Annotated in this window: 5 protein-coding genes; 2 read left to right on the top strand and 3 right to left on the bottom strand. The window is 70.6% G+C overall.

All coding sequences use genetic code 11. The annotated features are described in order from the left end of the window. Window positions 1–34: 34 nt before the first annotated feature. Entirely contained in the window at window positions 35–6,481 is a 6,447-nt protein-coding gene (locus QMO14_RS31575; protein WP_301512013.1) for an SdrD B-like domain-containing protein, read from the bottom strand. Window positions 6,482–6,713: 232 nt separating this feature from the next. Between QMO14_RS31575 and QMO14_RS31580 the strand changes: the two genes are divergently transcribed. Further along, window positions 6,714–7,550 carry a DNA-binding response regulator gene (locus QMO14_RS31580; protein ID WP_301512014.1) on the top strand — a complete coding sequence of 279 codons (837 nt, stop codon included), beginning with the start codon at window positions 6,714–6,716 and terminating at the stop codon, window positions 7,548–7,550. 18 nt (window positions 7,551–7,568) lie between these two features. After that, on the top strand, window positions 7,569–9,878 hold the full coding sequence (locus QMO14_RS31585; protein WP_301512015.1) for a sensor histidine kinase: 2,310 nt from the start codon (window positions 7,569–7,571) through the stop codon (window positions 9,876–9,878). A gap of 24 nt (window positions 9,879–9,902) precedes the next feature. On the opposite strand, the gene QMO14_RS31590 is transcribed toward QMO14_RS31585, so the two are convergent. Together QMO14_RS31590 and QMO14_RS31595 are read right to left on the bottom strand one after the other, a co-directional pair. Beyond that, window positions 9,903–10,124, bottom strand: coding sequence for a hypothetical protein (locus tag QMO14_RS31590; RefSeq protein WP_301512016.1), 222 nt, complete (start codon window positions 10,122–10,124; stop codon window positions 9,903–9,905). 106 nt (window positions 10,125–10,230) lie between these two features. Next, window positions 10,231–10,856: aldehyde dehydrogenase family protein (locus QMO14_RS31595; protein ID WP_301512017.1), on the bottom strand; the 626-nt coding region annotated here is incomplete at its 5' end.

A 10,856-nucleotide genomic window follows, 5' to 3' on the forward strand; every position in this document is an offset into this window, starting at 1 on the left:
GGCGAGCGGACGCGCACGCGGTATTCGCCGGGCGTCAGGTCGGCGAGCGGACGCGCACGCGGTATTCGCCGGGCGTCAGGTCGCCGCAGCGGTAGCTGCCGTCGGCGTTGGTGGTCACGGTGTAGAGCACGGTGGCCGCGTTCTCGGCGCAGGCGTTGCCGCCGTCGGCGCAGCGCAGCAGCTCGACCGTCCAGCCTTCGCCCTGGCCCTCGCCGGATTCGCGGCTGCGGTTGTGGTTCTGGTCGAACCACACGGTGCCGGTGAGCGATGCGGGCTGGTTGCTGTGCTCGGTGAAGTCGTAGCCGGTGCCGTTGGCTTCCAGGCCGGTGAAGTTCACGCGGATCTGGTTGGTGCCCTGCGCGGTGCCGCCCAGCGTGCCGGGGATGGCGATGCCTTCGTCGTAGCCGCTGGGCTGCGTCTCGGTGACGGTGTAGCCGCCGCTGCCCGGAAGGGGCAGGCCGGGCAGCTCGTAGCGGCCGTTGGCGTCGGTGACGGCGGTTCGCGTCACCGGCTGGCCGGCCGCGTCGGTGCCGGTGAGCGTGATGGTCACGCCCGCGATCGGCAGGTCCTGCGGCTCGCGCTTGCCGTTGCGGTTGGCGTCGTTGTAGACGGTGCCCGCCAGCGATGCGCCGCGTTCGCCGAAGTTGTAGTTGTCGCCGTTGCCGCCGCGGTAGGCGATGGCGCTGATGACGTCGTTGCCCAGCGTGCCGGTAGCCGCGCCCTCGACCGTGCCCACGGCGTCGAGGCCGTCGGCATAGGTCACGGGCTGCGTCTCGCGGATGGTGTAGCCCGCCGCGTCGGCCGGCAGCAGGCCGGTGAAGACGTAGCGGCCGTTCGCGTCGGTGACCACCGTGGCGTTCACGGCGAGGCCGCTGGCGGAGCGGCCGGTGAGCGTGAGCGTCACGCCCGGGATGCCGGCCTCGGTGGGCTGCCGCACGCCGTCGTTGTTGGTGTCGACGTACACCCAGCCCGCGATCTGGCCGCCGCGTTCGCCGAAGTTGTAGTCGATGCCCGCGTCTTCCGACACCAGCGCGAGGCCGCCGAAGCGGTCGTTGGTGCCGCCTGGGTTGGCGGTGCCGCGCGGCGCGCCGCCCACGGTGCCGAGCGACTCGGGGCCGTCGGCCACGCCGGCGGGCTGCGTCTCGTCGATCTGGTAGGTGCCGGGCGTGAGCGCGTCCACCAGGTAGTGGCCGTCGGCGGCGGTCTGCACCGTGCGGTCGACCGGGTTGCCCTGGAAGTCGGTGCCGGTCACGCGGATGGTGGTGCCCGCGATGCCGGGCTCGCCGGTGTCGCGCGTGCCGTTGGATGGCGCCACGTCGGCATACACGTAGCCCGAGAGGCTGGCGGGCTTCACGGCCGAGAAGTTGTTGCCGGTGGAGCCCGCGCCCGCTGCGCCCAGCACGATGTTCTGGATCACGTTCGCGGTCGAGCCGTTGGGGCCGTTGGTCACGCCGCTGCCGCTGGTGGGCACGGAGCCCGGCGTGCTGCCCGCGCCGCTGACGGTGCCGGCGCGCGTGATGCCGGGCAGGTAGCCCGCGGGCCGCGCCTCGGTCACGGCGTAGCTGCCGGGCGCGAGGTTCGGGAAGCTGTAGTCGCCGCTCGCGTCGGTGGTAGTGGTGCGCGACACCGCCTGGCCGTTCACGTCGGTGCCGGTGAGCGTGATGCTCACGCCCGCCAGGCCCGGCTCGGTGGCCGGCGCGCCCTGCGCGCCGTTGCCGTCGCGGTCGTAGTAGACGCGGCCGGAGATGCCGCCGGGCAGCAGCTCGCCGAACCAGTACTCGCCCTGCGTCGAAGGCACGCTGGTGCCCGAGATGCTCACGCCGGTGATGACGTTGCCGCCGCCCTGTGGCGTGCCGGGCTGGCCGTTGTTGTTGGCCTTGCCGGGCGCGTAGTTGGCCGGCTGCGTCTCGGTGATGGTGTAGCCGCCCGCGCCCGAGGGAGGCACGTTGCGGAACTCGTAGGCGCCGGGCGTGCCGGTGGCCACCGCGAGGATGTTCACCGGGTTGCCTGCGGCATCGGTGCCCGTCAGGCGCAGCTCGACGTTCGGGATGCCGGTGTCGCCGGCCTGCGGCACGCCGTCGTTGTTGCCGTCGACGAACACGCGCGTCGTGATGCGGGTGAGCTGCTCGCCGAAGTTGTAGCCGGTGCCGTTCACGTTGGATGCGAGCGCGATGGCGTTCACCACGTCGTTGCCCGCGGTGCCGCCGGCGGTGCCGGCTGCGTCGCTGCCATCGACGAAGCCGGCCGGCTGCGTTTCGGTCAGCACGTAGTTGCCGGGCGTGAGGTTGTTGAAGGCGTAGTTGCCGGTGCCTGCCGCCGTGGTGGTGGTCAGGGACACCGGGTTGCCGAACATGTCGGTGCCGGTGAGCGTGACGGTCACGCCCGCGATGCCGGGGTCTCCCGCGCTGGAGGCTCCGCTGTAGTCGGCGTCCTGGTAGACGCGGCCGGCCAGGCTGGAAGAACGCACTTCGCCGAAGTTGTTGGCGCTGGAGGTGCCGCCCGTGCCGAGCACGATGTTGTCAATGCGGTTGGCGTTCGAGCCGTTCGGGCCGTTGCTCGCGCCCGGCGGCACGGTGCCCATCACACTGCCCGTGCCGGTGACGGGGCCCGCGCGGGTGATGCCGGGCTGGTACGCAGCGGGCTGGTCTTCCGTCACGCTGTAGGTGCCCGCGGGCACGGTGAAGGCCCAGTTGCCGCTGGCGTCGGTGGTGGTGGTCATCGAGACCGCGTTGCCCGAGCTGTCGGTGCCGCTCAGGCGCATGGTCACGCCGGCGATGCCGGTTTCGCTGCCGTCGATCAGGCCGTTGCCGTTGAGGTCTTCGTACACGCGGCCGGACAGCGCGCTGTTCTGCACGGTGATCTGGCCGTCGTTGAAGTTGTTGCCGCCATCGGGATCGGTTCCGCCGTTGGTGTCGCCCGAGCCGGTGGTGACGATGTGGGCGCGGTTGGTGAGCACCGTGCCGTTGGCCGGCGCCGCGCCGCTGAAGCGCACCGGAATGCGCACGGTGGCGGTGCCGTTGGCGGGCATCGAGGTGATGGCGCAGCTCACGGCAGTGCTGCCGGCCGTGCCGGTGCAGGTGGGCGCGGCGGGCGTGAAGCTGCCGCCGGTGACGGTGAAGACCGGCGTGCCGGCCAGCACCAGCGGCGCGGGCAGGGTGTCGGTGAAGCTGGTGGTCTCGGCGCTGTCGGGGCCGTTGTTGCGCAGCTGCACGAGCCAGTCGAAGGCCTGGGCCGACGACACGGTGGCCAGCAGCGTGGCGGTGCCGGTGGTGACGGCGGCCTTGGAGACCACCTGCACGTCGGCCTTGAAGCGGAAGGTGGTGTTCTCGGCCACCGTGTTGTTGCCCTGCACGGTGTCGAAGGCGTTGCGCGCGGCGTCGAAGAAGTCGACCTTGGCGTTGTTCTGGAAGGTGCCGCGCGAGACGCCGCGCAGCACCACGCGGAACTGCAGCGAGTTGATGTCGCCGGTGGAGGTGGCGCCGGTGCCGCCCAGCGTCGGGATGGTGAACACGATCTGTCCGCCGGCCGAGCCGATGGCCGCGCCGCCGGCCAGCGCGAAGGTGGTGCCCGCCGGAGCGTTCGACGGAAGAGTCACCGACACCAGCGTGGGCGGTGCCTCGCCGCCCGGGCCGGGCAGCGGCAGCGTGTCGACCAGGCGCACGTCCTCGGCCGTCGACGCGCTGTTGTTCGACACAGTGATGGTGTAGCCCACGTCATCGCCCACGTTCACCGGGTCGACGTCGTCTCGCTTGGTGACGACCAGGTCGTACACCGGCGCGCTGACCGTCGCCGCCACGGTGGCGTCGTTGTTGGTGGTGCTGATCTCGGGCGTGGCAGTGGAAACGTGAACGTTGTTGGTCACCGTGGAGCCGTTGAGCACGTACAGCGGCCGCACGCGTACCGTGACGGTCTGCTGCACGTTGCGGTCGAGCGAGGTCCAGGCGCACTCGAGCTGGTTGTTGGTGGTGCCGGTGCCCGTGGGCTGTGTGGTGTTCGGCTTCGTGCTGCAGCTGCCGCCGCCGGAGGCGGTGGCGGAGATGAACATCAGGTTGGCCGGCAGCGTGTCGAGCACGTGCACGTCGTAGGCGCGGCTCATGTTGCCCTGCGCGAGGCTCTGGTTGCGCGCCGTGAGCGTGTAGGTGAGCAACTGGCCGACCGGCACCGTGGCGGGGCTGGCCGACTTGGTGACCGTCACGTCGGTGCGCGCGAGCAGGTAGGCGGTGGCGCTGCCGTCGTTGTTGGCCAGGTTCGGATCGGCCGGCGTGGTCGCCAGCGCATTGGCGGTGTTGTTGATCTGGAAGCCGTGGTCGGTGGCCGAAGCGCCATCGCCGTAGTGCTTCGCGACAACCTGGATGACCGGGCACAGCGGCAGGGCGCTGGCGGGGTCGGTGCTCGCGCGGCAGACCGGCAGGGTCGACAGCGTGCAGTTCGACAGCGACGCCTGGCCGAAGCCGCTGCCGTTGGCCGGCAGCGCGCAGGTGCCCGCGAAGCTGCCGCCGTTGGGCGTCTGCGAAACGCTGCCGTTGCCGATCACCTGCGCGAAGCTGTCGGTGACGACCACGTTCTGCGCCTCGGAGGGGCCCGCGTTGACCACCTCGATCTGCCAGGTGATGTCCTGGCCCGCGATCTGGCGGTTGCCCGCGCTGTCGCCGATGCCCACCACGCGCTTGAGCACCTTCACGTCTGCGGCGGTGGCGTTGTCGTTCACGCCGGTGCCCAGGCTCACGCAGTCGTTGCCGGTGTTGGCGTCGGGGTCGGCGCCGAGCGTGGGCGCGGCCGCGGGCAGCGCCACGTTCACGCACATGCTGTTGACGATCTGGCCGCCGCCCGACGGCAGCGACGGGATGGTGGCGTTCACGATGATGTAGCCGCCGTTGCGCGCACTGCTGCCGTTGGACAGGTCCACGTTGATGTCGGCCGCGAGCGTGCGCGTGCAGGTCACGGTGGCGGGGCCGGGCACCGGCGTCGCGGGCGTCGGCACGACGGTGGCGCCGCCCTTGGTCACCGTGCAGGTGTAGCCGTCGCGCTGCGTGACGCTGTTGATCTGCACGCCGGCCGGCAGGTCGTCCACCAGCTGGATGGTGCTGCCCGCGAGCAGGCGGGTGCCGCCGAGGTTGGTGCTGCCGACCTGATAGTCGAAGGCCTGGCCCAGCGGCACGTTGTTCTGCGGCCAGCCGCGGCGCTTGTCGGCGCGGAAGTCGGTGGCCGACACCGCCACGTCGGCCGGCACGCTGCCGGTGGCCGAGTTGGCGATGGGGCCGGTCGCGCTCACGGTGGCTTCGTTGACGATGCCGGTGCCGGCCGTCATGGCGACGACCGGGATCACGATGTCGCCGAGCGCCACGCTCGCGCCGTTGTTGCCGCCGATGTTGCTGCGCGTGCAGCTCACCGTCTGGCCGCTGACCGAGCAGGTCCAGCCGGTGGACTGTGCGGGCAGCGCCTGGATCGCGAAGTTGGCGGGGATGGTGTCGCTCAGCGTCACGCCGGTGGGCGGGCTGCCGCTGAAGCTCGGGCTCAGCCTGAAGTTGAAGTGCTGGCCGACGAGCAGCTGGCCGCCGTCATGGCTCTTGGACATGGCGAGCACGTAGCCCGCTGTCACGGTGGTGTTGGCGGTGGCGCTGTTGTTCGTGGAAACGCCGTCGCCCACCGAGCCCACCGCGGTCACGGCCGGCTGGTGGGTGACGGTCGAGCCCGCACCCGCCGTGACCACGCCGTTGATCGTGAAGGTGCGCGTGTTGCTGCCGGCGGTGGCCGGCGTGGCGGGCACGTTGCAGGTCAGCTGGCTGCCGCTGATCGAGCAGCCCGAGGGCAGGCCGCTGCCCGACACCGACAGCCCGGTCGGAATCGGGTAGGTCAGCGTCGAGCCCGTGCTGGTGTCGGGGCCGTTGTTGGTGAGCGTGAAGACGATCGGCACCGTCGAGCCGCTCGGCGCGGTGGCCGGCGCGCTGATGGCCACCGCCACGTCGGCGCCCTGGTTCACGGTGATCGTCTTGGTCTCGCTGGAGCCGCCGCCGCTGGGCGTGGCGGTCACGCTCAGCGTGCCCTGCGTGACGGTGCGCAGCAGCACCTCGAAATTGCGCAGCTGGTTCGCGGCGAGCGTGATGCCCGAGCAGGTCAGCGTGCCGGGGCCGGCCGTGCCCACGGGGATGTCGGCCGAGCAACTGCCCACGGGGACCGTGCCGGTGCCCATGTAGACCGAGTTGGCGGGGATCGAGTAGGTGAACGACGCGCCCGGCGCGCCGATCGGCAGGCTGTCGGTCTCGGCGATGGTGACGGTGCTCGTCACCGTGCCGCCGGCGGGAAGGATGTCCGGCGAATGCACCAGGCTCGACACCTGCGGCACCGCGTGCGCGGCCGTGGCGAACAGCAGTCCCGCGAGAGGCGCGGCGATGCGCCTCAGGCAGTGCCGCAGTCGCGCGGCGTTGGAAGACAAGTCGCGGCGCGCCTGCGCGTGCGACAGATTCGATGGGGTCCTGAACATCCCGTCCCTCGTGATGGCTCTGGTGGCCGGGCACCGTTCGTCGTGGCGCCGCGAAGGCGGCGGGTGCTCCGGAAAGGGCGGGATTCTTCGGCGGCCCCCTCGGGGGCACTTTTGCGATTCAGGACAAAAGCTTTGCCATTGATGACATTTGTTTACTAATGCAACATAATGTGAACTGAATGTGAACTAATTCACGCTGCGTTTAGGCGACGCACTCCTACGCTCGACGCCCATGTCTTACTGGTCGACCACGCCGCCCCGGCGCGCGCACATCCTCGTCATCGACGACAACATCGAAGAGCTGCAGTTGCTGCTGGGTGTGTTGCGAGAGGCGGGGCACCGCATCAGCCTCGCGTTCGATGCGCTGGAGGGCTACCGCCGCGCGACCGCGCTGCTGCCCGACCTGGTGCTGCTGGACGTGCGCATGGGCGCCACCGACGGCTACGCCACCTGCCGGCTGCTGAAGGCCGACCGCTCGACGGCGCGCATCCCGGTGATCTTCGTGACCTCGTCGAGCTCGGTGGAGGAGCGCCTCACCGGCCTGCGCGAAGGCGCGGTCGACTACATCCTCAAGCCCTTCGAGCCGGCGGAAGTGCTGGCGCGCGTGGCCGTGCACCTCGCGCTCGCGAGTTGCCGCGAGCAGGCGCAGGCCTGCATCGACGAGGCCGAGAGCGCGCTGGAGCATGCCCGGGGCGAGCCCGCCGCGGACCATGCCGACCGCGTGCTCGTGCAGGCCGTCGAGCGGCTGGTGCGTGCCGACCTCGCGAACGTGCCGGCGCTCCCCGCGCTCGCGGCCAGCGTGGGCACGCACGAGAAGCGCCTGTCGCGCGTGTTCAAGGAGCAGACCGGCCGCACGGTCTTCGAATTCGCGCGCGAGGCCCGGCTTGCCGAGGCGCAGCGGCTGCTCGCGGGCTCGGCGCTCAGCGTGGAGGAAGTGGCTCTGGCAGTGGGTTTTTCGGGTGCCGCCAATTTCTCGACCGCATTCCGCGAACGCTTCGGCGCCACGCCCACGGCATTCCGCCAGGCACGCACCGCGCCCGTCGCTCCCCCGTCGGTGCCTTCGGCCTGACGCGGCAGCGCAAAGGCGGTGACCACCCCGGGCCCTCGCGGCATTCACTGCGCTCGTGCGCTGCTGCTGTGCGCCGTGCTCTGGCTGACGGCGCTTCCCGCCGCCTGGGCGGACGTGCTGCGCATCGACGACGAGACCCGCTGGCCGATCGCGCTCGACACGCGCGTCGAAATGCTCGAGGACACCGGCGCGCGCATGACGCTGGACGAGGTCGACGCGCTGCAGGACGACTCGCCCGACGGCTTCCAGCCAGGCAACGCCGCGCGCCTGCGCCCGGGCTTCTCCAGGTCCGCCTTCTGGCTGCGCCTGACCGTGGTGAACGGCAGCGCCGCGATCCAGCCGCTGCGGCTGGTGCTCGACGCCACATGGCTGCAGCACGTCGATTTCCACGCCCGCCGCGAACTCGCCGGCTGGGCCAGCTGGACGCATGAGCAGGCGGGCGTGTCGGTGCGATCGAGCGCGGGCCGCGACCGTGACCGCGTGCCCACGCTGGACCTCGACCTGCGCCCCGGCGAGCAGGCGCGCGTGCTGGTGCGCGTGCGCACCGACAGCAGCGTCAAGCTCGTGCCCAAGCTGTATTCGGCGGACGCGTGGCGCATGTCGGAAAGCAGCCATGCGCTGGTCGACGGCCTGCTCATCGGCGGGCTGCTGGTGCTGTCGGTGTATTCGCTGTCGCTGTGGGTCATCTCGCGCAATCTCGCGATGGCGCTGCAGAGCATGGGCTTCGCGCTGGTGGCGCTCTACGAGAGCACCTACCGCGGCCACGCGCGGCTCGCGCTGTGGCCCGACAGCATCGAGTGGAGCTACCGCGCGGCCGGCGTCACCGCGGGCTGCTGCGTGCTCTCGCTGATGTGCTACCTGTACACCGTGTCGCGGCGCGGTCCGGTGCGCGTTCCCGGGCTGCCATGGCTTTTTGTGCTCGCGCTCGCGCAGTGCGTGGTGGTGCTGGGCACGCTCGTCGGGCCCTATGCGCCCTTCGCGATGGCGGGCACGCTGAGCGCGCCGCTGGTGGTGGTGTCGCTGACCGTCAGCACCTTCATCTACATGCGCCGAGCGGGGCCGGGCGGGCGGCTGGCCTTTCCGGTGATGAGCTTCGTCGCCGTCGGCGTGTGCCTGCGGCTGGTCGAATTGGCGATGCCGGCGCACATGATCCGCGGCTTCGACGCCTATGCGCTGGGCTTCCCGGGCATGCTGGTCGGGCTGGTGGCGCTGGCGGCGTGGGCGCAGCACCTGTCGCGGCAGCGGCATTCCGCGCAGCGCTCGCTGGCGCACTGGCAGGCGGAAGAACAGCAGCGGCTGCGCGAAGAGGTGGAGCGCAAGACCCACGCGCTGAACGCGGCGCTGGAGCAGTCCGAGCAGCAGGCGCGCGAGCAGACCCAGCTGCTGGCCTACATCAGCCACGACCTGCGCGCGCCGCTGTCGACCATCATCGGCAACGTGCGCCGGCTCAACGACGACGGCGTTTCTTCGCCCGAGCGGCTGCAGGCCATCGAGCGCAGCGCGGCCTACCAGCTCACGCTCATCGACGACCTGCTCGACTACGCGAGGAGCGAGCTGCTTCCCTTTTCCTTCGAGTCGAAGCCGGTGCACCTGCGCGCGCTGATCGACGACGTCGCGCAGTACGCCGACACGCTCGCGCAGCGACAGCACAACCGCTTCGAGCTCGACGTGCTGGGTGCGCTGCCCACCGCCGTGTTCCTGGACAGCAAACGCTTCCAGCAACTGCTGCTGAACCTGCTGTCGAATGCCGCCAAGTTCACGCGCGAGGGCAAGATGGGCCTGCGCGTGCAGGCGCGGCCGCGCGAGGATTCATGGCGGCTCGAGTTCAACGTGTGGGACAGCGGCGTCGGCATCGAGAAGGAAGACCAGGCGCGCATCATGCAAGCCTTCGAGCAGGGCGTTTCCAGCTCCGATGGCCACGGGCTCGGGCTGACGATCGCGCGGCGCATCGTCCAGAACATGGGCGGCCGGCTGCAGCTGGAAAGCCGCCGCAACCTGGGCACGCGCGTGCGCTTCTCCGTGATCGTGAAGGAGGCGCCGAAGGAGCTGGTGCCGGTCGTCGCAAGGCCGCTGTCGCTCCCCGCGCCGGCCCGCAAGCCCAGGCGCATGCCGGTGCCCGCCATCGAGCCGCTGCCCGCGGCGGTGCGCGACGAACTCGAAGCGCTCGCGCGCGACGGCCGCTGGAGCGACCTGCACGACTGGGCCGACCGCCTTGCGGCCGACACGCGCCATTCGGCGCTGGTCGAGGCCGTGCGGCATGCACTGGACCTGCTCGATTTCGAGCACATCCGCCTGCTGGCGCGCGCGACGCCGAAGGCCGGCCAGTGATCTCCGGTCCGGCAATGGCCGGAGCTATTGCGGCGAGGCTTGTGCCTGCGCTTCCTGCGGCGGTATCTGTGCCTGCAACTGGGCCTGCTGCGCATCGGGCGCGGCGGCCTGTCCGCTTTCGGCGTGGTGCCTGATCGCGATGCCCTTGACGAGGTGGCGGGGCAGGTGGTGCGTCTTCCGCAACTGTGCCAGCGCCTCGCTGCGCGCCGGCTCGCATACCGGTAGAAACATGTGCAAAACGCTCATGGTGTCGTCCCGTGGAGTAACCGGCGGACATTGTGAGCGCATCGGGGCCGGAGCGGGCGAATCGCCCTCCCGGCGCAGATGGCATCGGGAGGGCGGCTTGCCCGGATCACCAGGGCAGCGAATAGGTCTTGGTGTTGGTGAAGCTCTTCATGGCCTCGAGCACGCCTTCCTTGTAGCCCAGGCCGGAGTCCTTGATGCCGCCGAAGGGTGTGAGCTCCAGCCGGTAGCCCGGCACCTCGCGCACGTTGACGCTGCCCACGTTCAGCTCGCGGATGAAGCGCGTGATGTAGTCCATGCGGTTGGTGCACACCGCCGACGACAGGCCATAGGCCGTGCCGTTGGAGATGCGGATCGCCTCCTCGATGCTCTTGAATCGGATCACCGGCGACACCGGCCCGAAGGTCTCGTGCCTGGCCACCGTCATCTGCGGGTCCACATGGTCGAGCACCGTCGGCGAGTACAGCGCACCGCGGCGCTCGTTGCCATAGAGCAGCTTCGCACCGGCCTTGATGGCCTCATTGACCACCGACTCGAACTGGATCGCCGCCGCCTCGTCGATCACCGTGCCCATGTCCGTGGCCGGGTCCATCGGATCGCCGTACTTCAGCGCCTTCGTCYTGGCCACCARCAGCTCGACGAACCGGTCGGCCACCGAYTCGTGCACCAGCATGCGCTTGATCGCCGTGCAGCGCTGGCCCGAGTTCTTGTACGAACCGCTGGCCGCCAGCGTCG

Origin of the sequence: Variovorax sp. CAN15, from assembly GCF_030462475.1 — a bacterium.
Lineage (GTDB): Bacteria > Pseudomonadota > Gammaproteobacteria > Burkholderiales > Burkholderiaceae_C > Variovorax.